Here is a 24,143-nt window from a genome sequence, read left to right as displayed (position 1 = left end):
TCAATACCGGATGCGCGGATCGAGCAGCACATAGGCAATGTCGATCAACAGGTTCATGATGAAGATCGCCAATGCCGAGACCATGATGACGGCCAACACGACGGCGAAATCGCGAAGCAGGATGGAATCGATCATCAGCTTGCCGATTCCCGGAAAACCAAACACCGTCTCGACGACGACGGCACCGTTCAAGATAGCGGCGGCCTGGTCGCCGATGACGGTGATCACCGGCAGCATGGCGTTGCGCAATCCGTGAACGAAGATGATCGAGTTGGAACGGACGCCCTTGGCGCGCGCCGTCTTCACGTAGGCGGAAGACAGAACGCTGATCATCGAGCCGCGCACCACCTGCAGAATCAGGCCAAAGGGCCGGATGAACAGCACGCTGACCGGCAGGACCCAGTGCCAGAAGGTTCCCGTTCCGGATGTCGGCAGGACATGAAGTTTGACGGCGAAAATGACGATCGCCACGATGGCAAGCCAGAAATCCGGGGCCGCAGCACCGATCAGCGAGAAGAAGGTGGCAAGACGATCGAAGACACCGCCGACGCGAAACGCCGCGAGCGAACCGATGACGATCGCGGCGACTGTGACCAGCGCCATGGTGATGACAGCCAGCCAGAAGGTCCAGACGAAGGCCTCCAGCACGACGTCCATGGCAGGACGAGCCTGCCGCAGCGACTGACCGAAGTTGCCCTGCGCGAGATCCGCGACATAACGGCCGAACTGGATGATCAACGGTTCATTGAACCCGTTCATTTCGCGGAATTGCTGGCGCATTTCCGTGGTCGCATCAATCGGCAGGTAGAGATCGGTCGGATCGCCGGTCAGCCGGGACAGGAAGAACACGATGACGATAAGCACCACGAGCGACACGCCGCTGGCGATCGCGCGTTTGCCGATGAAACTCTTCATGCCACTCCTCCCGAGTGAAACCCATAGGGACCGTTCGCCTGGTCTTCGCGTGTCCGCCGTCAGTTCCCTGTCGACAAGCGGAAACTGAAATATTAGTGTATCTAGAATTTTTGTGAACCCCCTTTCTCAAATTCATCAGCTCTTATCGACCGGCGGCTTCCGTCTCCAAGCGATATCGCCCGTGCCGATGATGGTTGCCCCAATGATGACCGCCGCGCCGATCCAGGTCTGGGGCGCAGGAATTTCCGAGAAAAACAAAAAGGCCATCAGCGCGACCATGGGCAGCCGGAGAAAGTCGAGCGGCGCCAGAACGCTTGCAGCCGCCATGCCGAAGGCGCGGGTGATCAGCGTCATGTTAAATGCCCCGAGTGCCCCTTGCATGGCGAGCAGCCCGAGTTGGCTCCAACTCGGCATCGACCAAACAGGCAGCATGACAATCAGGCCGAGCGGCACCGTCGTGATCAGGTTCCATGCAACCAGCCGGTCCGCGCTGTCCCTCAACGCCATTCGCCGCAGCATCAACTGGCTGGCCGCCGTCAAGACCGCTCCCGCCAGCGCAAAAAGCAGCCATTGGTCGAAAGCGGACGCTCCAGGGCGAATGATGATCATGACGCCGATAAAGCCTGCCACGATGCCAGCGACGCTGGAAACGCCGACACGTTCCTTGAGTACGAGCCACGCACCGAGAACGAGAAACATCGGCATGGTGAAATTGATCGCTGTGGCATCGGCCAATGGCGCATGCGCAAAGGCGATGAACAAAGCAACCAGCGAGGCAAGCTTCAGACCCGCACGCACGACATGCAGGACCCGGTAGGGAGAGGCTCTCAGACCAACGCGAGACACGATCCACGGCGAGACGGCTAGGAGCCCGAAAAACGATCGGAAAAAGCCGATCATCAATGGATGTACACCGCCGGCCAGCGAGCGCACGATGATTGCGTCGAGACTGTTTAACAAGGCGGCCGCCACCATCATGCAGACGGCAAGGCCTGTGCGACCGGGCTGCATTCCATTTCTCCTGATCGACGAGTGCAGCCCATGCCATATCGGTCGTTCGATACCGCAAGCGCGCTGACCAGCATCTGCAGCCACGGTCTTATCGCGATCCGCCAGCGGCCGTCCACACTAAAATACAAATATATTAGTTTTAAAAAATGCGGGCTGAGCGGCTTCACGTGACAACGGAATTACAGGGTTGCAAGAATCGAGGGAATACACTCTACGTCTGAGAATGAGCCGCAAAACGACCCGTGCTGGAGAAAATCACGCCGTCCCTCCTCTCGGGAAGGCCGGCTATATCTCCTCGGCCCGACAGTTCCGGCGGTGCGTGACCTCCTCACCACCGAATTAGCGGCCAGATGTAACCGCGACATCCCTCCCAGCTCTCGGGCCTTCGGAGCAGGACGGATAGGTCCGGGAATTTCACAACCCCACGTCTACTTACTCCATAAGGATATTTTCATGAAGCATATGCGCAATCTCCGCCTGATGATGGCAAGCACTGCCTTCCTGGCCCTCGCCGGCCCCTCCTTCGCGCTTGACGGCGCTGATATGATGAAAAAGCTCAATGCCGCTACCAGTGCCGGCGGCACGGTCATCACCTTCGAAAAGGCTGATGTCGATGGCGATACGGTAACCGCGACGGGCGTCCAGGTGGGATATGCAAACCTGCCCGGCGACACTTTGAAGATCGGCGAGCTCACCTTCGAGGGCGTCGAGGAGACCGAAGGCGGCGGCTATCACGCCAAAACCGTCTCTTTCCCGGATATCGACATGAGCCAGGAAGAAGGCCGCTTTTCCGCAAAGGACATCGAGATCGCGGGCCTCACGATTCCGGCCAATGCCACGGGCGAGACGCTGAACGACATCCTCCTTTATGAAACGGTCAGCACCGGGCCGATCGCTCTCAACATCAAGGGCAAGGACGTGTTTGCCATCGAGGGCATCGAGTCGAACCTCGAGCGCCAGGATGGCGGCTTTACTTATGACGCCAATGTCGCTGGCCTTAAAGCCGACCTGTCGCAGGTCGAGGATGCGAGCGCGAAGGACGCCATCGAGAAACTCGGGCTGACCACGATCGACGGCACGGTGACGATGAAGGGCAGCTGGGAAGTCGATAGCGGCAAGATCGCTGTCGACGAATACGCTTTCGACTTCAAGAATATCGGCCGGCTGAATATCGCCGTCGACTTCTCCGGCTACACGCTGGCCTTCGTCAAGTCGCTGCAGGAAGCGGTGAAGACCGCCGAGGCCAATCCGAACAAGGAAGAGGCCAACCAGGCCGTCGGCCTTGCGATGTTGGGACTGATGCAGCAGCTGACGTTCAACAGCGCCTCGATCCGTTTCGACGATGCCTCGATCACCAAGAAGGCACTCGACTATGCCGGCGCCCAACAGGGCGTCACGGGCGACCAGCTGACGCAATCGCTGAAAGGCCTTGTGCCGATCATGATGGCGCAGCTCAACCTGCCGGAGCTGCAGAACCAGGTGTCGGCTGCCGTCAACACCTATCTCGACGGGCCGAAGAACCTGACGGTCAGCGCAGCACCGGAAAAGCCCGTTCCATTTCCGATGATCATCGGCGCCGCCATGGGTGCGCCGAACACCATTCCGTCGGTCCTTGGCGTCAAGGTCACAGCGAACGACTAAGCTGGCGCGCCAGCAGCTGGAGGCGGGTTCGGACCTGCCTCCAGCTCCATTTCCCCAGCCGAGATTCGGCGATTTCCTGGAATTGCTCTACAGCTCGTCGCTGCGACGCCTCACGGCGTGCTTCAGCGCGATCATGTGTCTTCGCCGCTCCAGCATATAATCGGCATAGCCGACGCAGAAAAACAGCAACGTTGGGCCGGCGTAGATGATGATCAGGGCCAATGCGATAAGGATGAATGCGGTCGTCATGATCTTGTTTCCATCATATTGGTCGTGCCGCATTTAAAGCGGCGACAGCGGATAGGCCCTCATCTCGGCTTTCCCTGTCCTTATTTGATAAAAATTCGCCGGCTTCCTATTCGTTCCGTCCCCGATCGATTTCCATTCGCGCCGCGGAGGCGAAGCGCGGCCTTTCCTCCCGCATCGCCGCCGTTACGCGCTTCAGCAGCGGGACCGACAGCAAATCCTCCAGCAAAACCGAAAGCTTCGGCTTCCAGTTCGGATAGCTGTCGCTGGTGCCCGGAATATTGGTCGGCGCTTTCTCGTCGGTGAGATCGGCAAGCCGCACCGATGTCAGAAGCGATGGAGTGCGCGCAATGAAACGATAGGCGCTCACCGTCAGATCTTGCAAGGCTTCCTGGCTTGCCCGCGCCGCCGTGAGCCGGGGCGGCACGTCGAGGCCCGCGGCGTTGAAGACCGCTTTCAGATACCTCCGCTCGCGCCTGCGGTGTTTGAGATGTTCTTCGGTGATATCGGGCGGCACGATACCGTGTTCACAGCGATCCTGAATGTCGGCGCCGCGCCACCAGCCGGCAAGCGTTTGGTGGTCATGCGTCGAAATGCAGGCGAGCGCGAGGACCGGATAGGCATTGGCGGGCTTGAAGCCCTTCTCATCCTGTTCATAGGAAAGGATCCGGTAGGAGAGAATGCCGGCGGTAGCCAGATCCTCTTGCAAGCCTTCGGGAATCATTCCAAGGGACTCCCCTATGACAAGGCATCGATGTTCGGCGGAAACCTCGGCGAGGATCTGCAACAGCCGGTCCTCGGGATAGCGGACGTAGGCGCCGCTATCCGGCCTGCTGCCTAACGGAACCAGGAAAAGGCGGCGGATCGCCGGGGCGTGATCAATACGAATGGCGCCGGCGTAGCGCATGGCGGTGCCGACCATGCGCCGGTAAGGCGACATCTCCCCTCCGGCAATTTCGGACGGCAGGTATCCGGCAAGGTGCCAGTCCTGCCCATCGACGGCGAATGGATCGGGAGGACTGCCGATCGTGGCCTGCGAGACATAGATATCCGGCTCGCTCCACGTCGCCGAGCCGTCGACCGCCTCCCCGACGGCAAGATCGAGATAGAGTCCTATCCTGAGGCCGCCCTTGCGCGCCCGATCTGCCGCCTGCATCAGCTGGCGGTGGGCGAGCCATTGCAGCCACATGTGGAAGCGAACATCATCTGCATGCTCGCGTTCGAAATCGCCGACAGCGTCGCTGTCGAAGCGCTGGAACTCGGCCGGCCATCGTTGCCAGCCGGCGCCCGCCCCGCGCTCGACCATGGACGAGGAGAGGCATTCGAACAGCGCATGCAGCCGAAGGCTGTCGCCGCCATGCGCGACAAATGCGTCGAACTCGGCTTCGTCATCAACACGGCGTTGTCGCCGCGCCGACCAGAGATCACGAAGGGCTCCAAGCTTGGTCCGCGCGACGCCGATGTAATCGACGAGATCGGATTGGCGAAGGCGCTCCAATTCCTGTTCGAGTTCGGAATTGCCGGCAAACCCCGGCACCTGATCGACCGCGATATAGAGCGGGTTGAGATGCTGGCGGCTTGAAGGTTCGTAGGGGCTGCAGCGGTTGGGATCGGCGAGGAACGGCGCGTGAATCGGATTGAGGCCGATGAAATCCGCTCCCAGCGCCCCCGCCAGATCGGCCATATCGGCCAGATCCTGGAAGTCTCCAATACCCCAGTTGCGTGCCGACCGGATCTCGTAGAGCTGCAGACTCATGCCCCAGATCCGGGTATCAGACAGGAAATCCGGAAGAAACGACGCCGGGATCTTCCCTCGCGCCGGCTTCGCTTTCCACTGCGGCGCGCCGGCCTCTTGATCCGCCGTCAATTCAATATTCAATGCCGAGAGTATCTTGCGCTTGGTCGCGGCCGAGATCACCACCTCCCGGTTTTCGGGACTGGGCCTGGTCGGGCTGATGCCGTGGCGGCGGGCGAGTTTGTCGAGTTCTGCGGATTTCATCATTCGACCCTTTCCTCCCACCGCCGTCACGCCTCGCTCAGGCTCCAGATCACTGCCCAGGGCGCCAAACCGCCGCCGTCGCGTCCGCCGAGCCGGAGTATCGTCTCAGCATCGTCCGGCGGCGAGTCGTGCGCTGTCGCCTCGTCGCCGAGGTTGGCGCGCAGGTGAAGATGCCGGCCTTCCGCAAGGGGCCAATCCACTGCGATCGCATGTCCCGCCGAGCGGTAGACAGCGCTTCCGGCCGTCGCGCCTTTCAGCAAAGGAACGATCCTCCGGTGCCGGAGGTCGAGAAGCGTTCTGTAAAAATCGAGCACCTCGGAGGAAGCGCGTTTCGACCAATCCAGTTTGGCCGCAGCGAAGGTCGATGGCGCCGTCGGGTCGAGAAGGTCGTCGGCGTCGAAGCCCGGCAGGCGCGAAAGCTCCTCGCGACGGCCCTTTCTGACCTTCTCGTTCAGCTCCTCGTCGAAATCGCAGAAAAACGGGAAAGGTTCTGCAGCGCCCCATTCCTCGCCCATGAACAGCATCGGAATCTCGGGCGCCAGCAGATAGATTGATATGACGGCTTTGACGGCGTCGGCCGGGCTCGACGCCAACACCCGGTCGCCCAGCGCCCGGTTGCCGATCTGGTCATGGTTCTGGATGAAGGAGATGAAGGCCGTCGGCGGCAGGTGACCGCTCGGCCTGCCGCGGCTTGCCCCCCGATAAGGCATCGGTTCGCCCTGGAACACGAAGCCTTCCGCCAGCGCCCGGCCGAGCTTACCGGCGTCGCCGGCGTAATCGGCATAATAGCCGAAGGTTTCACCGGTGGCAGTGATATGCAGCAGATGGTGGACGTCGTCGTTCCACTGGGCGGTGAACAGCTTCGCTTCGCCTTTTTCGTCGCGCTTCAGCAGATCGCTGTCATTCTCCTCGTTTTCGACGATCAGATGAACGTGCCGGTCGCCGGCTGCAGCCCTGACGCGGCGGGCAAGTTCGTGAAGCAAATGCTCGTCGCTATCGTCCTTGATCGCGTGAACGGCATCGAAGCGGAAGCCGTCGAGCCTGAATTCGGTGATCCAGTAGATGGCGTTCTCAATGATAAATTCGCGGATCATCTCCGATCCGTCGCCGTCATAGTTGATGCCGTGGCCCCAGGGTGTCTTGTGATGGTCGGTAAAGAGCGGCGCGTAGGAAGGGATATAATTTCCGTCAGGCCCGAAGTGGTTGTAGACCACATCGAGGAATACCGAGATGCCGCGCTGATGGGCTGCGTCCACCAGCGCCATGAAATCTTCGGGCCGGCCATAACTGCTGTCAGGTGCATAGGGCAGCACGCCGTCATAACCCCAGCTGTAGCGGCCGGGGAATTCGCTGACCGGCATGACCTGCAACGCTGTGACGCCCAACTCCCTGAGATGATCGAGCCGCTCGATCGCGGCTGTGAAAGTCCCCTCCGGCGTGAAGCAGCCGATGTGCATCTCGTAGATGACCATTTCCTCCCACGGCCGGCCGCTCCAGTCGCTCGTCCTCCAGCGATAGGCGGTGAGGTCGACCACTTCGCTCGGGCCATGCGCATCCTGCGGCTGGAACCGCGAGGCGGGATCGGGAATTTCAAGACCGTCCGGCAGAACGAAGCGATAGCGCGTGCCGGCATGGGCATTCGGAACCGTGCATCGATGCCAGCCATCTTCCGCCGTCTGCATCGGCCGCGGATCGGCGCCTTCGATCTTCAACGACACGCTTTCATGCAGGGGAGCCCAGAGCCGAAACAGAATACCCTCTTCAGTGACTGCGGGGCCGAACGTCATATTGGTCAAGGGAAAGCCTTCTGTGAAGAGCATAGGATTTGGGTAACTTTTGCAGGAGCAAAAAGTTTCGTCCGCACGCGGACGCCATCGGGCATCCCTCGTTCAGCAAATGCTGGAAAGAGTATGACTCTATCCATCTCGAGTAGGATTTTATCCTACCGTATGCTATAACTATCCTGCAAAATAGGAGTGCAGCGTATGCGTTCGACGCAACAGATGAGCATCACACTTCCCGTGGAAATGGCGAAGCGAGTCAAGCAGCGGGTGTCCGACGGTGATTACGCCTCGGAAAGCGAAGTCATACGCGAGGGCCTGCGAGCTTTGCAGGAACGCGAGAATGCTGTCGAGCACTGGCTGCGAACTGAAGTCGTGGCCACCTATGATGCCCATAAGGCCGACCCCACAAGGGCCAAGCTTCTCGAAGAAGCCCGGAAGCGGCTCGAAGCACGCATGGACGAAATCGATCGGGAAGACGACTGATGAAGCGTTGCCATATGTCAAAACGCAACCAGTGGCTTGGTGAAAGCTCCGGACACTAAATTTGAAAGCCGCGCTTATGTTGTACAGCGATCAGCCGTGATGCGAAGATGACGACTATGGTCCACACTTTCAGCTTTGCCTCAATGTTTCTTATACTCGGGCTGTATACACCTGATCTGCCAGAGGACTTTTCCATAAAGTCGCTCGACTCCGTCGAAATTAAATGCCCCGGTTTTGGAAAAACTTCATCCGACGCGGTGCTTGTTGTGGAGTGCGATGGAAGCAAGCGGACGTTAAGACTCGCGAAGAGCTTAAACTTTGACGGCAGTTCCTACATTAGAAATCCAGACACTCATGCAAAGGAAATATTGTCGGAGGTCGGCAAGATTATAAATGAGGATTTAAATATAGAACGTCGCCATCTGACATTTTGCGATCCAACGGTAGACACTCTCGGCAGATGCAAGACAGTTTACACTCTGAGTGGCACGAGGGATTTTGATGAGGCAGCTTTGGCGATAAACCCCAGAGATAATAAAATGGATAGCTTTTCATACTTTCTGATCGTCTCCTGGGAGGTAGGCAAATAGAAAGTGGAAATGCTCCAACTCCACCCGTTCGGGTTCAACCTCATCCAAGATTTCGACCGCACTCCGCCGCTGCGTTTCGACCGTCACGCCGCCGCGACTTTGCCCGAGAGTGCCTTGTCCATCGCCGCCTGAAGCTGTTCCTGGGTGAAGGGTTTGGTCATCCGGAGCATCCGGCCGAGGCCGTGGTCTTCGGAAAATTCGGCATAACCCGAGGCAAGAATAATCGGCAGGCTCGGGAAGGCTGAGCGGAGGTGGCGCGCAAGCTCGGCGCCTGTCATGCCGGGCATCGCATGATCGGTGATGACGAGATCGCAATCTCGTCCGTCAGCGAGGAATTCCAGGGCCTGCGAGGCGGAAGATGCCTCGCGCGGCAGGTGTCCGAGATCCTCCAGCATCGCCACAGTTCCCGTCCGGACAAGCGCATCGTCGTCGACGACGAGAATGGCGAGCGGCCGTGATACCGGGTTTAAGGCTTCCGTCGCAGGAGGCTCGACGGCCGGCTGCGTCTTGACGAAGGCCTCGGCGACGGGCAGCCAAAGGGATACGGTCGTGCCCTTGTCCCTCGCGCTCAATATCTGGATCGAGCCGCCGGATTGCGCCGCCAGGCCATGAACCATCGACAGGCCGAGGCCGGTGCCCTTGCCGACCCCTTTAGTGGTGAAAAACGGTTCGGCAGCGCGAGCGACCGTTGCCTCATCCATGCCCTCGCCATCGTCCGACACCGATATCCTGATGTAATTGCCGCCGGCGAGGCCGGCCGGCCGACCGTCTTCGGCCGCTGCCGCGACAACCGTCACGGCGCCGCCGCTTTCGAGCGCGTCGCGGGCATTGACGAACAGGTTGAGCAGCGCCAGCTCCAACTGGTTGCTATCCACCAGAAGCGGAGCCAGATCCGCCGGAATGCGCTTGTGGATTTCGATGCGCGGCCCCACCGCCTTGGCGAGCAGATCCTCGACGTTTTCGAACAGCCTGAGGAAATCGACCGCCTGCGGCTTCAACTCCTGGCGGCGCGCGAAGGCAAGCAGGCGCTGGGTCAGCGCCGTGCCGCGCTCGGCCGCCTGGATCGCATTCGTCAGCAGGCGTTCGCTGCGTTCATCCGCCGGAAGCCGCTTCTTCAGGAGGCCGAGGCTGCCGAGCACCGCCATCAGAAGGTTGTTGAAGTCGTGCGCCACCCCGCCCGTCAGGTGGCCGATCGTGTCGAGCTTCTGCGCCTCGAACAATTGCGCCAGCGCTTCCTCACGCTCGCGCGTCCTTTGATCGATCCGGTGCTCCAACTCCTCGTTAAGCTCCCGCAGCTGAGCGGCTGAGGCCTCGAGTTCGGCGGTGCGCTGGCGAACCCGAGCCTCCAGTTCGGTATTCAACCGTTCGAGTTCCCGCGTCTTCCTGTAAAGATCGGCAAAGACCCTGACCTTGGCTCTTAGCACCTCAGGCACGATCGGGACGGAGACGTAGTCGACGGCGCCCACCGCATAGCCGCGCAACCGGTCGGGTTCGGCTAGCATCACCGCGGAAACGAAGATGATCGGGGTGTTCTGATAGCGCGGATGCTGCCGGATCATGCCGACCAGCTCGAAGCCATCCTGTTCCGGCATGCAGACATCGACGAGGATCACCGCGATTTCGGTGCGCAGTAGGTGCTCGAAAGCTTCGCGCGCCGATTGCGCCTTGATGAGGTTTTCCTCGAGTTCTTCGAGAATGACCTCGTAGCTCAGAAGTTTCGCAGGCTGGTCGTCGACGAGGAGGATGTTGACGGGGTTCATGACCGGATCCTCAGCGGTGCAGCCACATGCGAAGCGCCGACAGAAGCTGTTCGGTATTGACCGGCTTCGCCAGGTAATCGGATGCACCCGCTTCCAGGCATTTCTCGCGGTCGCCTTTCATCGCCTTCGCCGTCAGCGCCAGGATCGGCAGCCGTCGGAACCGTGGCTCCGAACGGATGACCTGCATCGTCTCGTAGCCGTCCATTCCCGGCATCATGATATCCATGAGCACGATCGCCACCGAAGGCTCGTTGTTGATGACGTCGATGGCTTCGCTGCCGGTCGTGGCCGTCAGTACCCGCATTCCCCGGCGTTCCAGTACGCTGCTCAGCGCAAAGATATTGCGGGCATCGTCGTCGACGAGCAGCACGGTCTCGCCGACGAGATCCTCGTCCGAGCTGTGCAGTTCCTGCAGGGTCGCCTGTTTTGCCGCCGGCAGGTCGGCGACGACCCGGTGTAGGAACAACGCCGTCTCATCGAGGAGACGCTCCGGAGACTCGACGCCCTTCACGACGACGCTTCGGGCCATACTGTGCAGCGTCGCATCTTCTTCAGGGGAAAGCTCTCGACCCGTGAAGACGACCACCGGCACCTCACCGATCTCGGCGTCGTCGCGTATCTGCTCCAGTACATCGAAGCCGGACATGTCAGGCAGCGAAAGGTCGAGCACCACGCAATCCGGCGGATCCTGCCTGAGGGCGGCGAGCGCTTCCGATCCGGAGCCGACACTTGTGATGTCGATGTCGTCATGTCCGAGAAGCGCGGTGACGCTCAGCCGCTCGGCCTCGTTGTCTTCCACCAGCAGCAGATGCTTGCGGCGCGGTTGCGCGTAGGCCTTCAAGCGCGACAGCGCCTTGCCGAGGCCCTCGGGCGTCGTCGGCTTGCTCATGAAGGCGAAGGCGCCGCGGGTGAGCCCATGCTGGCGATCCTCGTCGAGGCTGATGATCTGCACCGGGATATGCCGCGTCTGCGGATTCTGCTTGAGCTGGCTCAGCACCGTCCAGCCGAGCATATCGGGCAGGAAGATGTCGAGCGAGATCGCCGCCGGCCGGTAGTCCTGCGCGAGTGACAGCGCATCGCTGCCACGCATCGCCACCAGAACCTTGAATCCGCTGTCACGGGCAAGATCGACCAGGACACGAGCGTAATGCGCATCGTCCTCGACGACGAGCAGCACCGAATCGCCGGCCGCTATCTGGTGGCGATCGTCTTCCACATGTTCGATGGTCTTCTCGGCGCGGCGGCTGGCTGCCGCCTCGGCGAACTCCACCACATTGGCCGATGGAAGGGACTTCGGCGCAACCGCGCCGGCGCCGACATAGGTGAGCGGCAGATAGAGGACGAAGGTGCTGCCGACGCCCGGCGTGCTGCGCAGCTGAATCTCGCCGCCGAGCAGGTTTGCCAGTTCGCGGCTGATCGCCAGCCCGAGACCGGTGCCGCCATATTTGCGGCTCGTTGAGGCATCCGCCTGCTGGAACGCCTCGAAGATGATGCGTTGTTTTTCCGGCGGAATGCCGATGCCGGTATCGACGACTTCGAAGGCAATGACCGAAGGCGCGTGCCGGAGCGACGGATGATCCGGGGACCAGCCACCCGCCGCCAACGCGACGCGAAGCGTCACACCACCTTGCGCGGTGAATTTGAAGGCGTTCGACAGCAGGTTCTTGAGGATCTGCTGTAGCCGCTTCGAATCCGTGATGATGCTCTTCGTGACATCACCGCCGATCTCGACCGCAAACGACAGGCTCCGGTTTTCCGCCTCGTGACGGAATGGCCGGGCCATCACCTCAAGCAGGTTGCTGACGAAAATCTCCTCGGCATCGACCGAAACCGTTCCGGATTCAATCTTCGACAGGTCGAGGATATCGCTGATCAGGTTCAGAAGGTCGGTTCCGGCGCCATGGATCGTCTTGGCAAATTCGACCTGCTTGCCCGACAGGTTGCCGTCGGGGTTTTCGCCGAGCTGCTGGCCGAGAATGAGGATCGAATTCAAAGGCGTGCGCAGCTCGTGCGACATGTTGGCGAGGAATTCGGATTTGTACTTCGATGTCAGGGCCAGCTCGGTGGCCTTTTCCTCGAGCGCGCGCCGGGCCTGCTCGATCTCCTGGTTCTTCGCCTCGACTTCGACGTTGCGTTCTTCGAGCTGCTGCGCCTTCTGCCCGAGCTGCTCGTTAGTCTGCTGCAGCTCGCGCTGCTGCGTCTGCAGCTCGGCGGCGAGTTTCTGCGACTGCTTGAGTAGGCCTTCGGTCTGCATGGTCGCTTCGATCGAATTGAGGACGATGCCGATCGACGTTGTCAGCTGGTCAAGGAAGGACAGCTGCAGCTCGGTGAATTCGCCGGCGGAGGCAAGCTCGATCACCGCTTTCACCTGCCCCTCAAAATGCACCGGCAGCACGATCGCGCTTCGCGGCAGGGTCGTGAACACGCCGGAACTGATCGGAACGACATTCTCGGGAAGGTCGGTGACAAGAATCCGGCGAGCATCACTGGCGCACTGGCCGACAAGTCCCTGGCCGAAATCGAGCCGCGGCGGATGCGCCGCCTCGACCCCTTGCGCATAGACCGACAGAAGCGACAGGAACGGTTGTTCCTCATCGGCATCGACCTGGTAGATCACTCCCTGATGCGCGCTGACGAGCGGCGCCAGCTCCGACAGCAGCAACTTGCCCACCAGCGTCAGGTCGCGCTGGCCCTGCAGCATATTGGTGAAGCGGGCCAGGTTGGTCTTCAGCCAGTCTTGTTCGGTGTTGCGCTCCGTTGTCAGGCGCAGGTTGTCGATCATCGTGTTGATATTGTCTTTGAGTTCGGCGACTTCACCGCGTGCATCGACCTTGATCGAGCGCGTCAAGTCGCCCTTGGTGACGGCGGTCGCCACCTCGGCAATGGCGCGCACCTGCGTCGTCAGGTTGGCGGCAAGCAGGTTGACGTTGCCGGTCAGATCCTTCCACGTCCCCGCCGTACCTGGCACATTCGCCTGGCCGCCGAGGCGGCCTTCGACGCCCACTTCGCGCGCCACCGTGGTCACCTGATCGGCGAAGGTCGCAAGCGTATTGGTCATGTTGTTGATGGTTTCGGCGAGTGCTGCCACCTCGCCCTTGGAGGCGACGGTGAGGTTCTGCTTGAGGTCGCCGTTCGCCACAGCCGTCACCACCTTGACGATGCCGCGCACCTGTTCGGTCAGGTTGGCGGCCATGACGTTGACGGTGTCGGTCAGGTCCTTCCAGGTGCCGGCGACACCCGGCACCTGCGCCTGGCCGCCGAGCTTGCCTTCGGTGCCGACTTCGCGGGCGACGCGCGTCACTTCACCGGCGAAGGCGTTGAGCTGGTCCACCATGGTGTTGATAGTGTTCTTCAGTTCGAGGATTTCCCCCTTCACGTCGACGGTGATCTTGCGGGAGAGGTCACCGCGCGCCACGGCGGTCGTCACCTCGGCGATGTTTCGAACCTGGGTCGTCAGATTGGCGGCGAGCAGGTTGACGTTGTCGGTCAAGTCCTTCCAGGTGCCGGCGACGCCGGGAACGACGGCCTGACCGCCGAGGCGGCCATCGGTGCCGACTTCGCGCGCCACGCGCGTCACTTCGCCGGCGAAGGAGCGAAGCTGGTCGACCATGGTATTCAACGTATCCTTCAGCAGCAGGATTTCGCCGCGCACGTCGACGGTGATCTTACGCGACAGGTCGCCATTGGCGATCGCGGTCGCCACCTCGGCGATGTTGCGCACCTGCGCCGTCAGATTTCCGGCCATCGAGTTGACGCTGTCCGTCAGGTCCTTCCAGGTGCCGGCGACGCCGGACACCTGCGCCTGGCCACCGAGCTTGCCTTCGGTGCCGACTTCGCGGGCGACGCGCGTCACTTCGCCGGCGAAGGCATTGAGCTGATCCACCATCGTATTGATGGTGTTTTTCAGCTCGAGGATTTCCCCCTTCACGTCGACGGTGATCTTACGCGACAGGTCGCCGCGCGCCACGGCCGTCGTGACTTCGGCGATGTTGCGCACCTGGCCGGTCAGGTTGGAGGCCATGGAATTGACGTTCTCGGTCAGGTCCTTCCAAGTGCCGGCGACACCCGGCACCTGCGCCTGGCCACCGAGCTTGCCTTCGGTGCCGACCTCGCGGGCGACGCGCGTGACTTCTGATGCAAACCGGTTCAGCTGATCGACCATGGTGTTCAGCGTTTCCTTGAGTTCCAGGATTTCCCCCGAAACCGACACGGTGATTTTCTTCGACAAGTCGCCATTGGCAATCGCGGTCGAGACTTCGGCAATATTGCGCACCTGCGCCGTCAGATTGCCCGCCATGGAATTGACGCTGTCGGTCAGGTCCTTCCAGGTGCCGGCGACGCCGAGCACGTTGGCCTGGCCGCCGAGCCGGCCTTCCGTGCCGACCTCGCGCGCCACACGCGTGACTTCACCGGCAAAACCGTTCAACTGATCGACCATCGTGTTGATGGTTTCCTTCAGCTCGAGGATTTCGCCGGACACGGTGACGGTGATCTTCTTCGACAGGTCTCCCTGGGCGACGGCGGTCGCGACTTCGGCGATGTTGCGCACCTGTCCCGTCAGGTTGGAGGCCATGGAATTGACGCTGTCGGTCAGATCCTTCCAGGTGCCGGCAACGCCGCGCACATTGGCCTGGCCGCCGAGCCGGCCCTCGGTTCCGACTTCGCGTGCGACGCGGGTGACTTCCGAGGCGAAGGCGTTCAACTGATCGACCATCGTATTGATGGTTTCCTTCAGCTCCAGGATCTCACCCTTCACGTCGACGGTGATCTTCTTCGACAAGTCGCCATTCGCGATCGCGGTCGAGACTTCGGCGATGTTGCGCACCTGCGCCGTCAGGTTGCCGCCCATCGAGTTGACATTCTCGGTCAGATCCTTCCAGGTGCCGGCGACGCCGCGCACATTGGCCTGGCCGCCGAGCCGGCCCTCGGTGCCGACTTCGCGGGCGACGCGGGTGACTTCCGAAGCAAAGGCGTTCAGCTGATCGACCATCGTGTTGATGGTCTCCTTCAGCTCGAGAATTTCCCCCGACACCGTCACCGTGATCTTCTTCGACAGGTCGCCATTGGCGATCGCGGTCGAGACCTCGGCGATGTTGCGCACCTGCGCGGTGAGGTTGGAAGCCATGGAATTGACGTTGTCGGTCAAGTCCTTCCAGGTGCCGGCGACGCCGGGCACCTGCGCCTGGCCACCAAGCCGGCCTTCCGTGCCGACTTCACGCGCCACGCGCGTCACCTCGCCGGCAAAGCCGTTCAGCTGGTCGACCATCGTGTTGATGGTTTCCTTCAGCTCGAGGATTTCGCCCGAGACGTCGACGGTGATCTTGCGTGACAGGTCACCGCGCGCCACGGCCGTCGTCACCTGGGCGATGTTGCGCACCTGCGCCGTCAGGTTGCCGCACATGGCGTTGACGGAGTCGGTTAGGTCTTTCCAGGTACCGGCGACACCCGGCACCAGCGCCTGGCCGCCGAGCTTGCCTTCGGTGCCGACCTCGCGGGCCACGCGCGTCACTTCCGAGGCGAAGGAGCGCAACTGGTCGACCATCGTGTTGATGGCTTCCTTGAGCTGCAGGATCTCGCCGCGCACGTCGACGGTGATCTTCTTGGAAAGGTCGCCGTTGGCAACGGCGATCGTCACCTCCGCGATGTTGCGCACCTGCGCCGTCAGGTTCGACGCCATCGAGTTGACGCTTTCGGTCAAGTCCTTCCAGACGCCGGTCACTTCAGGCACTTGCGCCTGCCCGCCGAGTTTTCCGTCCGTGCCGACCTCGCGGGCAACGCGCGTCACCTCGGAGGTGAAGACGCTCAGCTGCTTGATCATCGTGTTGACGATATCGGCCGAGCGCAGGAATTCGCCTTTGAGCGCCCGGCCGTCGACGTCGAGGGGGACGGTCTGCAGCAGATCGCCCTTGGCGACCGCGGTGATCGTCCGGGTGACGGCCGTCGTCGGCCACAGGAGATCGTCGATCAGGCCGTTGATCGATCCCTCCATCTCCGACCAGGAACCATCCGACAGGCCGAAGCGCACGCGCGTGCTCGTGCGCCCGTCGCGACCGACAACCTGGCCGACATGTTCCAGTTGCTGGGCCATGCGCTGATTGCCGGCGATAATGTCGTTGAGGGCATCGGCGATCTTGCCGGTGACGCCGGTCAGATCCGACCGCATCCGCACCGAAAAGTCGCCGCGCCTGACCGCGACAAGGACCTCCAGGAGCGCGCTGGCATCGTCGAATGCCATGGTTTTGTGGTCGTGGCCATTGAGGCTGTCTGCCGCGACGCTGTCGCGCGCGCGTTCACTGGTTTGGTTGCTCACGAAAATCCCCCTCTTCGACGACTGGTAATTTAGTGCTCAACGCGGAAAATGGTATGGGCTATCCCCGCATACAGCTTATCATCATTTGCCATTCAAAATGAACTTGGTAGCTGCATCAATCCACAACGCCCGCCTGAGACCTTTCAAAGGATTTGCGGATTTTCGTGCAGGCGGGAACAGTTCCGCGCCACCCGTCGTTTCCGTCGTGATAATGGAGAGCGACATGTCGAACGTCTCAAGGACAGGCAAGGAAGAGATCAACAGCGCGACCAGCCCGACCACCTTCGGAAAGTCGGTCGAGAGCCAAGCGCAAATGCAGGATGCGGCGGCGGAAGCCTCACCCGAAACGGGCGGCGAGATGCTCAACATCTACCGGCTGGAACCGATCGCCGCTCCCGACGATCCAAGATGGGACAATGCCCCCGGCCACGGCATCGTCATCGTGGCCGCCAGAACGCCGGGTGATGCAAGGATCGTCGCCGCGGCGCGCGAACTCGACTTCATGGAAGTGGATGCGGCTCCCGCCGAGGATGTGACCACGGTCAATGCCAGTGCCTTCCGCGACGACAAGCTCTATACTGTCATAGAGATCGACCGGAACAGACGCGATATCAAGCGCGGCATCGTCGAGGGCATGGTCTCGGTCGACACGATCCGCCCAGTCCAACCGGATTAGAGGCCACCCCTTTTTATTGGAGTTCTCATGAATACGGCCAATCTACAGCTCAAGGGGCTGATCATGGCGATGACGTCGATCTGCGACGCAATCGTCGACAAAGAAGTGCTGACGCGCGGGGAAATCAACGCCGCGCTGTCGAAGGCCCAAAAGGCAATCGAGGAGGACGACGATCATGAACTGTCGGGCGCCAACCGCGCCGCGATCCTGTTTCCCATCCGGGTGTTGCAACTCGCCGGTGAAGCCGCCGGGAAAGGTGAACAGCTGACATTTTCGGATTATGCGAAGCTTGTGGGAAAACTGAGCTGACGTCTAAGGTTTACAAAACGCCGCATCGCTCGGATGGATCCGGCACGCTGTCCGGCAGCTTGTCGAGCATTGTCGACTTTTCCAGATAAGTTGATTTATTTGGTCTTGTTTTCCCGGCGTTTCTGAGGCTATACCCCGGCCGAATACACACACGCACTGGGATTTCTACGTGACCAGCCTCAAATCACTTCTAGCCGCCTGCGGCCTCTCCGCCCTGATCGGCCTTGCCGCAACCCCGTCTTTGGCAGGTTCGACGACCTACCCACTGACGCTGGAAAACTGCGGCGCTGAGGTGACGTTCAAGAAGGCTCCCGAGCGGGCGATCGGCCTCGGCCAGAACAGCGCGGAAATCCTGCTGCTGCTCGGCCTTGAGGACAAGATGGTCGGCACCGCCTTCTGGCCGAGCAAGGTGCTGCCGCAGTTGGCGGAAGCCAATGCCAAGGTCAAGCTTCTCACAGTCGAGATGCCGACCTTCGAATCGATGCTCGCCGAAAATCCCGACTTCGTGGCCGTGGCGTTGCCAAGCCTGGTCGGACCGAACAGCAAGATCGCCAAGCGCGAGGATTTCGACAAGGTCGGCGTCGCCACCTATCTTTCGCCCAGCACCTGCCTCAGCACCAAGGACGTCAAGGACCAGTACGGCAGCCGCGCCGAACTGTGGAACATGGATCTGCTCTACAAGGAGATCGATGAACTCTCGCAGATTTTCGACGTCGCCGATCGCGGCCAGGCGCTGATCGCCGACTTCAAGGCGCGTGAAGCCAAGCTTCGCGGAAGCGTTGCCAAGGACGGCAAGAACCTCTCCTACGTCTTCTGGTTCTCCAGCCCCAGCCCGTCGGCCGACGCCTATGTCGGCGGCAAGAACAGCGCCTCCGGCTTCATCGCCGACGTGCTCGGCGGCCACAACGCAATCACCGCGGAAGCAGAATGGCCGACCGTCGGCTGGGAAGGCATCATCGCCGTCAACCCGGACGTCATCGTCGTCGCCAGCCTCGACCGCAACCGCTGGGAGCTCGACAAGCCTGAGGCCAAGATCAACTTCCTGAACACCGATCCGGCCGTCAGCCAGACCCCAGCCGTCAAGAACAAGGCGCTCGTCGTCATGGACGGCCAGGCGATGAACCCGACCATTCGGACGATTTACGGCGCCGAGCAGGTGGCCGAGCAGTTGAAGGCCCTCGGTCTCCTGAAGTGACGGACGCGGGCCGTCTCTTCAGGCAGTTGGGAGCGGTCGCCGCGCTGCTCCTGGCCTCCTTCTGTCTCATCGCTGTCGCCATCGGCGTCAGTGTCGGAATCGGTGATCTGCCGATTCCGCTGGCGACCACCTTTTCGGCCGTTACCAACCGGCTCGGATGGACCACGGTCGAATTGAACCGCATCCACGAAACGGTCATCTGGGATTATCGCCTAAGCCGCGCGCTGGTCGCCGCCTTTTGCGGCGCGGGCCTGGCGCTGTCGGGCGCCATTATGCAGTCGCTGCTGCGCAACCCGCTTGCCGAACCCTATGTGCTCGGCATCTCCGCCGGTGCCTCCACCGGCGCCGTGGCGATCGTCATCCTGGGGCTCGGCGCGGGCGCGGTGTCGCTGTCATCGGGCGCCTTTGCCGGCGCCTTCGCCGCCTTCTTCTTCGTGGCGCTGCTCTCGAACGGCACCCGCGGCGGTGCCGACCGCACCATCCTTGCCGGCGTGGCTGCCTCGCAGCTCTTCAATGCCTCGACTTCGTATATCGTCACGACCTCGGCCAATGCCCAGCAGGCCCGCGACGTGATGTTCTGGCTGCTGGGCAGTTTCAGCGGCGTGCGCTGGCCGGAATTCGCGTTGGTCTCGGTTGTCGTCGGCCTCGGTCTTGCCGCCTGTCTGTTTTATGCCCGCGTGCTCGACGCCTTCGCTTTCGGCGACGAGGCGGCCTCTTCGCTCGGCGTCAATGTCGGCCGCGCCCGCATGGTGCTCTTCGCGCTCACTGCCATGATGACGGCGACGATCGTCAGCATGGTCGGCTCGATCGGCTTTGTCGGCCTCGTCGTGCCGCATGTCGCCCGCTTCGTCGTCGGGCCGCTGCATATCCGCCTGCTACCGGCCTGCGCCATCGCGGGAGCGATCTTCATGGTGCTCGCCGATATCGCCGCCCGCGCCCTCATTCCCGGCCAAATCCTGCCGATCGGCGTCGTCACGGCGCTCGTCGGCGTTCCCTTCTTCTCGATCATCCTCTACCGGTTCCAGCGCGCGTCATGAGCATCAAGGCCGACAACCTCACCTGGAAAATTGGCAGGAAGACCATCCTGGACGGCGTTTCCCTGGAGGCTCAGCCGGGCCGGATGCTCGGCCTACTCGGGCCGAACGGCTCCGGCAAGACCTCACTGCTGCGGCTTCTCGCCGGCCTGAAGCGGCCCCATTCCGGCCGCGTCACTCTTGATCGGAACGACATCGGCACGATCAGCCGCCGCTCGATCGCCCAGCGCATCGCCTTCGTCGAGCAGCATGCGGCGACCAATGCCAATCTGAAGGTTATTGATGTCGTCAAGCTCGGCCGCTTCCCGCATCGTTCCATGTTCTCCGGCTGGACGAGAGCCGACGAAGAGGCGGTCGAAGCGGCACTTGCGCGTGCCGGTATGGCAGAGAAGCGAGACGATCGCTGGCAAAACCTGTCGGGCGGCGAAAAGCAGCGCACCCATATTGCCAGAGCGCTCGCCCAGTCGCCGCAGGAGCTGATCCTCGACGAACCCACAAACCATCTCGACATCCAGCACCAAATCGGCTTGATGCGGCTCGTCTCCAGCCTGCCGATCACCAGCATCGTCGCCCTGCACGATCTCAACCATGCCGCCATGTTCTGCGATGAGCTGATCATCATGCAGCAGGGTAGGATCGTCGCGTCGGGCGCACCTGAAGACGTGCTGAGCGAGAACCTTCTGCGCGACGTCTTTTCCGTCGAAGCCCGCATCGAAGCCTCGCCCCATCATTCGCGCCCGCATATCCACTATCTCAGATGAAAGTGGCCACCTCACGTCACGATCTGCAGCGGCAAAGCAGTCGTCTTTTTCAGCGTTTTCAGGACGATGCTTGACTTCACCGAGGCCAGATTATCGGTGACCCGGATCATTCTCTCGAGAAATTGGCTGAGATGGTCGAGGTCGCGCGTCATCACCTTCATCAGAAAATCGGCATCCCCCGTCTGCGAATAACACTCCAGAATCTCCGGCGCGGTTTCGATGAAGCGATGAAGCCGCTCGTTTCCACCTTCCGTATGCGCGCGCAGGCTGACGAGGGTATGAGCGACGACGGCAAAACCCAGTTTTGCAGGATTGAGGATAGCAACGACGCTCTGGATGTATTGCTCATTGCGCAGCTTTTCCAAACGGCGTGCGCATTGGGTCGCGGAGAGATTGACCTTCTGCGACAATTCACCCTGCGTCACCTCACTGTTTTGCTGGAGGGCGGCGAGCAATTTGATATCGAACTGGTCAAGCATGGCCCATCCAAATAAGCAGAATTTCCGCATAGTATAGCCAAATGACGCAGATTGTCTGCATCTTCATATCGCATTAGGCAGATAATCGCATAAAATCGCCGCGGAAGTTCCGTTAGTCTCCAGCCATTGGATAAAACGGAGGTGGACTTGTGTTTGAGAAACTGAATAACCGGCCGGCCGACAGCCTGCTTGCCCTCATCAAGGCCTTTCAGGTCGACGAGCGCAGCGGAAAGATCGACCTCGGCGTCGGCGTCTATCGCGACGCCATGGGCCGTACGCCGGTGATGCGAGCCGTAAAGGCGGCGGAACAGTTTCTTCTCGAGACCCAGGACAGCAAGAAATATCTCGGCCCGGAAGGCGATCTGCAATTCGTCCGACTGCTGCAACCCATTATTTTCGGCAAATCGCCGACGTTCGATCATCGCCTCGTCGGCATTCAGACACCCGGCGGCAGCGGCGCGCTGCGTCTCGGCGCCGAGCTCATCCAGACGGCAAATCCATCCGCTAAGGTTCTGTTGGGGACGCCCAGCTGGCCGAACCACGCGCCGATCTTCGCCTCGGCGCGGCTGGCCGTAAAGGACTACGCCTTCGTCGATCTGACGTCGCAACAGGTCAAATTCGAAAGCGTCGTCGACGCCCTGTCTTCCGCTGCGGAAGGCGATGTCGTCCTCCTTCACGGTTGCTGCCACAATCCGACCGGTATCGATTTCACCATGGAGCAGTGGCGGCAGATTACCGGACTCCTCGTTGCACACGGGCTGGTGCCGTTCATCGATCTTGCCTATCAAGGGCTTGGCGACGGTCTCGAACAGGACGCCGCACCTACACGGATGATCCTCGACGCGGTCGACGAGGCGCTGATCGCTTATTCCTGCGATAAGAATTTCGGTCTCTATCGCGAGCGCGTCGGCGCGCTCTACCTCATGACCCGCAATGTCGACGACATCGGCAAGGCCGAAAGCAATATGGCGGCCCTTGCCCGTGTGAACTGGTCGATGCCGCCCGATCATGGCGCCGCGATCGTCAGAACCATTCTCGAGAGCCCCGAAATGTCGGCAATGTGGCGCGCAGAACTCGAGGAGATGTGCGAGCGTGTCAACGGCAACCGCGCGGCGCTCGCCGCTGCAGCCGCCGATCTGGCCTTTATCAGCCGGCAGCGCGGCCTGTTCTCCAATCTCTCCATGTCGAAAGAAACGGCCGCAGCGCTGCGCGCCAAACACGGCATCTACATGGCCGATTCCGGCCGTATGAACCTTGCGGGCATGCAGCCGGCCGATGCCGGCGCCATCGTGACCGCACTTCGCGCTGAAGGCTGCTTGAAATGAGCAAGAAGGAAACGACCGGCCAGGCGATGACCCGTTCGCTCGTCGCCCATGGGATCGACACGGTGTTTGGCATCCCGGGCGCCCACATGTATGATTTCAACGATGCGCTCTACGGCGCCCGCGACAAGGTTCGGTTCATTCACACTAGGCACGAACAGGGCGCCGGATATATGGCCTATGGCTATGCCAAATCCACCGGGCGGATCGGCGCCTATACCGTCGTCCCCGGCCCGGGTGTTCTCAATTCCGGGGCAGCGCTTTGCACCGCTTACGGCGCCAACGCGCCGGTACTTTGCATCACCGGCAACATCATGTCCCACCTGATTGGCCAGGGCAGAGGGCAGTTGCACGAACTGCCCGATCAACTCGCGACAATGCGCGGGCTTACCAAGACGGCGGAACGCATCAATCATCCGTCCGAGGCAGGCCCCGTCATGGCCGAGGTCGTCGGCAAGATGCTCTCCGGCCGCCAGGGTCCGGGAGCGGTCGAAGCCCCATGGGACGTGTTTGGCCAATCCGGCCCCGAAGTCGATCTTTCCGTCGGTACGAGAGCGCCTCACCCGGCTGTCAACTCCGATCAGATCGCTGCCGCAGCGGCGCTGATAGCGTGTGCCAGCAATCCGATGATCATGGTCGGCGGCGGCGCGGCGGAGGCCGGCGCCGAGATCGCCGCGCTTGCGGAACTGCTGCAGTCGCCCGTCACCTCCCATCGTTCCGGCAAGGGCATCGTCGCCGACGATCACCCGAACTATCTGAATTTCGTCGCCGCCTATGAATATTGGAAGAAGACGGACGTTCTGATCGGTATCGGCAGCCGGCTCGAATTGCAGTTCATGCGTTGGAAATGGCTTCCCAAAGGCCTCAAGATCATTCGCATCGATATCGATCCGACCGAAATGGTCCGCCTCAAGCCCGGTGTCGGCATCGTCGCCGATGCCAAGGCGGGAACGCGGGCTCTGATCGATGTATTGTCAGGTTCCCGGCGCGACGATCGCACCCGCGAATTTGCCGACATCAACAAAGAGGCCAGATCTCGGTTCTCGGAAGTGCAGCCGCAGCTTGCCTATCTCGACGCCATTCGTGAGGCTCTTCCCAGAGACGGCTTCTTCGTCGAGGAGATCAGCCAGATGGGCTTTACCGCCCGTTTTGCCTTCCCCGTCTACGGCCCGCGCCAATACGTGACATGTGGTTATCAGGACAATCTGGGTTTTGGCTTCAACACCGCCTTGGGCGTGAAGGTCGCCAATCCCAATAAAGCGGTTGTTTCCGTTTCTGGCGATGGCGGATTCATGTTCGGCGTTCAAGAGCTTGCCACTGCCGTCCAGCACAAGATCAATGTCGTCGCCATCGTCTTCAACAATTCAGCCTATGGCAATGTTCTGCGCGATCAGAAGCAGGCGTATCAGGGTCGCTATCTTGGCTCGGAGCTGACCAATCCGGATTTTGTCGCGCTTGCCGAGAGCTTCGGTGTCCGCGCGTTCAAGGTGACAAGCCCCGACGAACTCAAAGAGAGGATCGAGAAAGCCCTCTCTCTCGACGAGCCCGTGCTCATCGAGGTTCCGATCGAAAAGGGATCCGAGGCAAGTCCCTGGCCGTTCATTCATCCGGCGCCGCACGCCGAATGA

19 protein-coding genes are annotated in these 24,143 nt (G+C 61.2%); 10 read left to right on the top strand and 9 right to left on the bottom strand.

Going from position 1 to position 24,143, the window contains the following annotated elements; translation table 11 throughout:
* Both OS035_RS03980 and OS035_RS03975 read right to left on the bottom strand, forming a co-directional pair.
* The gene (locus OS035_RS03980; RefSeq protein ID WP_097628053.1) at positions 1 to 915 is read right to left on the bottom strand and encodes an ABC transporter permease; all 915 of its coding nucleotides are present in this window, start codon (positions 913 to 915) and stop codon (positions 1 to 3) included.
* 135 nt (positions 916 to 1,050) lie between these two features.
* Complete coding sequence (locus OS035_RS03975; RefSeq protein WP_097628054.1) at positions 1,051 to 1,926, bottom strand: DMT family transporter; 876 nt, start codon at positions 1,924 to 1,926, stop codon at positions 1,051 to 1,053.
* Positions 1,927 to 2,379: 453 nt separating this feature from the next.
* On the opposite strand from OS035_RS03975, the gene OS035_RS03970 reads away from it, so the two are divergent.
* On the top strand, positions 2,380 to 3,567 hold the full coding sequence (locus OS035_RS03970; protein WP_097628055.1) for a hypothetical protein: 1,188 nt from the start codon (positions 2,380 to 2,382) through the stop codon (positions 3,565 to 3,567).
* 87 nt (positions 3,568 to 3,654) lie between these two features.
* On the opposite strand, the gene OS035_RS03965 is transcribed toward OS035_RS03970, so the two are convergent.
* From OS035_RS03965 to treZ, 3 genes are all read right to left on the bottom strand, one after another.
* Positions 3,655 to 3,816, bottom strand: a complete 162-nt coding sequence (locus OS035_RS03965) for a hypothetical protein (RefSeq protein WP_003591297.1) — start codon at positions 3,814 to 3,816, stop codon at positions 3,655 to 3,657.
* Positions 3,817 to 3,922: 106 nt separating this feature from the next.
* Positions 3,923 to 5,812: a 4-alpha-glucanotransferase gene (gene malQ, locus OS035_RS03960; protein WP_179867153.1), complete on the bottom strand. Its 1,890-nt coding sequence runs from the start codon at positions 5,810 to 5,812 to the stop codon at positions 3,923 to 3,925.
* Between the two features lie 26 nt (positions 5,813 to 5,838).
* Positions 5,839 to 7,632: a malto-oligosyltrehalose trehalohydrolase gene (treZ, locus tag OS035_RS03955; RefSeq protein WP_097628057.1), complete on the bottom strand. Its 1,794-nt coding sequence runs from the start codon at positions 7,630 to 7,632 to the stop codon at positions 5,839 to 5,841.
* 165 nt (positions 7,633 to 7,797) lie between these two features.
* On the opposite strand from treZ, the gene OS035_RS03950 reads away from it, so the two are divergent.
* Together OS035_RS03950 and OS035_RS03945 are read left to right on the top strand one after the other, a co-directional pair.
* Entirely contained in the window at positions 7,798 to 8,079 is a 282-nt protein-coding gene (locus OS035_RS03950) for a type II toxin-antitoxin system ParD family antitoxin (protein ID WP_097628058.1), read from the top strand.
* A 107-nt stretch (positions 8,080 to 8,186) separates the two neighbouring features.
* Complete coding sequence (locus tag OS035_RS03945; protein ID WP_143541930.1) at positions 8,187 to 8,669, top strand: hypothetical protein; 483 nt, start codon at positions 8,187 to 8,189, stop codon at positions 8,667 to 8,669.
* 83 nt (positions 8,670 to 8,752) lie between these two features.
* On the opposite strand, the gene OS035_RS03940 is transcribed toward OS035_RS03945, so the two are convergent.
* The 3 genes from OS035_RS03940 to OS035_RS03930 form a co-directional block, all read right to left on the bottom strand.
* Positions 8,753 to 10,429, bottom strand: coding sequence for a response regulator (locus OS035_RS03940; RefSeq protein ID WP_097628060.1), 1,677 nt, complete (start codon positions 10,427 to 10,429; stop codon positions 8,753 to 8,755).
* 10 nt (positions 10,430 to 10,439) lie between these two features.
* A complete protein-coding gene (locus OS035_RS03935; RefSeq protein WP_097628061.1) occupies positions 10,440 to 16,739 on the bottom strand; it encodes a HAMP domain-containing protein in 6,300 nt (2,099 codons plus the stop codon).
* An 81-nt stretch (positions 16,740 to 16,820) separates the two neighbouring features.
* Complete coding sequence (locus OS035_RS03930) at positions 16,821 to 16,964, bottom strand: hypothetical protein (protein ID WP_179867146.1); 144 nt, start codon at positions 16,962 to 16,964, stop codon at positions 16,821 to 16,823.
* On the opposite strand from OS035_RS03930, the gene OS035_RS03925 reads away from it, so the two are divergent.
* The 5 genes from OS035_RS03925 (at position 16,951) to OS035_RS03905 (ending at position 20,714) form a co-directional block, all read left to right on the top strand.
* Entirely contained in the window at positions 16,951 to 17,415 is a 465-nt protein-coding gene (locus tag OS035_RS03925) for a hypothetical protein (protein ID WP_179867154.1), read from the top strand. The genes OS035_RS03930 and OS035_RS03925 overlap by 14 nt on opposite strands.
* A 27-nt stretch (positions 17,416 to 17,442) precedes the next feature.
* Positions 17,443 to 17,724 carry a hypothetical protein gene (locus OS035_RS03920; RefSeq protein WP_097628063.1) on the top strand — a complete coding sequence of 94 codons (282 nt, stop codon included), beginning with the start codon at positions 17,443 to 17,445 and terminating at the stop codon, positions 17,722 to 17,724.
* A gap of 169 nt (positions 17,725 to 17,893) precedes the next feature.
* Positions 17,894 to 18,919 carry an ABC transporter substrate-binding protein gene (locus OS035_RS03915; protein ID WP_097628064.1) on the top strand — a complete coding sequence of 342 codons (1,026 nt, stop codon included), beginning with the start codon at positions 17,894 to 17,896 and terminating at the stop codon, positions 18,917 to 18,919.
* The gene (locus OS035_RS03910; RefSeq protein ID WP_097628065.1) at positions 18,916 to 19,956 is read left to right on the top strand and encodes a FecCD family ABC transporter permease; all 1,041 of its coding nucleotides are present in this window, start codon (positions 18,916 to 18,918) and stop codon (positions 19,954 to 19,956) included. The genes OS035_RS03915 and OS035_RS03910 overlap by 4 nt, the downstream gene beginning before the upstream one ends.
* Positions 19,953 to 20,714, top strand: a complete 762-nt coding sequence (locus OS035_RS03905) for an ABC transporter ATP-binding protein (RefSeq protein ID WP_097628066.1) — start codon at positions 19,953 to 19,955, stop codon at positions 20,712 to 20,714. The genes OS035_RS03910 and OS035_RS03905 overlap by 4 nt, the downstream gene beginning before the upstream one ends.
* 11 nt (positions 20,715 to 20,725) lie before the next feature.
* Here the strand turns inward: OS035_RS03905 and OS035_RS03900 are convergent, their stop codons facing one another.
* Entirely contained in the window at positions 20,726 to 21,193 is a 468-nt protein-coding gene (locus OS035_RS03900; protein WP_097628067.1) for an Lrp/AsnC family transcriptional regulator, read from the bottom strand.
* A gap of 149 nt (positions 21,194 to 21,342) precedes the next feature.
* On the opposite strand from OS035_RS03900, the gene OS035_RS03895 reads away from it, so the two are divergent.
* Both OS035_RS03895 and OS035_RS03890 read left to right on the top strand, forming a co-directional pair.
* On the top strand, positions 21,343 to 22,518 hold the full coding sequence (locus OS035_RS03895) for an amino acid aminotransferase (protein WP_097628068.1): 1,176 nt from the start codon (positions 21,343 to 21,345) through the stop codon (positions 22,516 to 22,518).
* Complete coding sequence (locus tag OS035_RS03890) at positions 22,515 to 24,143, top strand: thiamine pyrophosphate-dependent enzyme (RefSeq protein WP_183779665.1); 1,629 nt, start codon at positions 22,515 to 22,517, stop codon at positions 24,141 to 24,143. The genes OS035_RS03895 and OS035_RS03890 overlap by 4 nt, the downstream gene beginning before the upstream one ends.

The sequence above is a fragment of the Rhizobium sp. 268 genome (assembly GCF_036571585.1).
Classification (GTDB): domain Bacteria; phylum Pseudomonadota; class Alphaproteobacteria; order Rhizobiales; family Rhizobiaceae; genus Rhizobium; species Rhizobium redzepovicii.
Note: the sequence above shows the minus strand (reverse complement) of the source record. Positions and strands in the feature narration are given on the sequence as shown.

Coding starts and splice junctions, on each gene's coding strand:
- OS035_RS03940 (WP_097628060.1), bottom strand. CDS start 10,429: ATGAACCCCGTCAACATCCTCCTCGTCGACGACCAGCCTGCGAAACTT.
- OS035_RS03975 (WP_097628054.1), bottom strand. CDS start 1,926: ATGCAGCCCGGTCGCACAGGCCTTGCCGTCTGCATGATGGTGGCGGCC.
- OS035_RS03965 (WP_003591297.1), bottom strand. CDS start 3,816: ATGACGACCGCATTCATCCTTATCGCATTGGCCCTGATCATCATCTAC.
- OS035_RS03950 (WP_097628058.1), top strand. CDS start 7,798: ATGCGTTCGACGCAACAGATGAGCATCACACTTCCCGTGGAAATGGCG.
- OS035_RS03925 (WP_179867154.1), top strand. CDS start 16,951: ATGGAGAGCGACATGTCGAACGTCTCAAGGACAGGCAAGGAAGAGATC.
- OS035_RS03945 (WP_143541930.1), top strand. CDS start 8,187: ATGACGACTATGGTCCACACTTTCAGCTTTGCCTCAATGTTTCTTATA.
- OS035_RS03900 (WP_097628067.1), bottom strand. CDS start 21,193: ATGCTTGACCAGTTCGATATCAAATTGCTCGCCGCCCTCCAGCAAAAC.
- malQ (WP_179867153.1), bottom strand. CDS start 5,812: ATGAAATCCGCAGAACTCGACAAACTCGCCCGCCGCCACGGCATCAGC.
- OS035_RS03970 (WP_097628055.1), top strand. CDS start 2,380: ATGAAGCATATGCGCAATCTCCGCCTGATGATGGCAAGCACTGCCTTC.
- OS035_RS03930 (WP_179867146.1), bottom strand. CDS start 16,964: ATGTCGCTCTCCATTATCACGACGGAAACGACGGGTGGCGCGGAACTG.
- treZ (WP_097628057.1), bottom strand. CDS start 7,632: ATGCTCTTCACAGAAGGCTTTCCCTTGACCAATATGACGTTCGGCCCC.
- OS035_RS03905 (WP_097628066.1), top strand. CDS start 19,953: ATGAGCATCAAGGCCGACAACCTCACCTGGAAAATTGGCAGGAAGACC.
- OS035_RS03980 (WP_097628053.1), bottom strand. CDS start 915: ATGAAGAGTTTCATCGGCAAACGCGCGATCGCCAGCGGCGTGTCGCTC.
- OS035_RS03890 (WP_183779665.1), top strand. CDS start 22,515: ATGAGCAAGAAGGAAACGACCGGCCAGGCGATGACCCGTTCGCTCGTC.
- OS035_RS03920 (WP_097628063.1), top strand. CDS start 17,443: ATGAATACGGCCAATCTACAGCTCAAGGGGCTGATCATGGCGATGACG.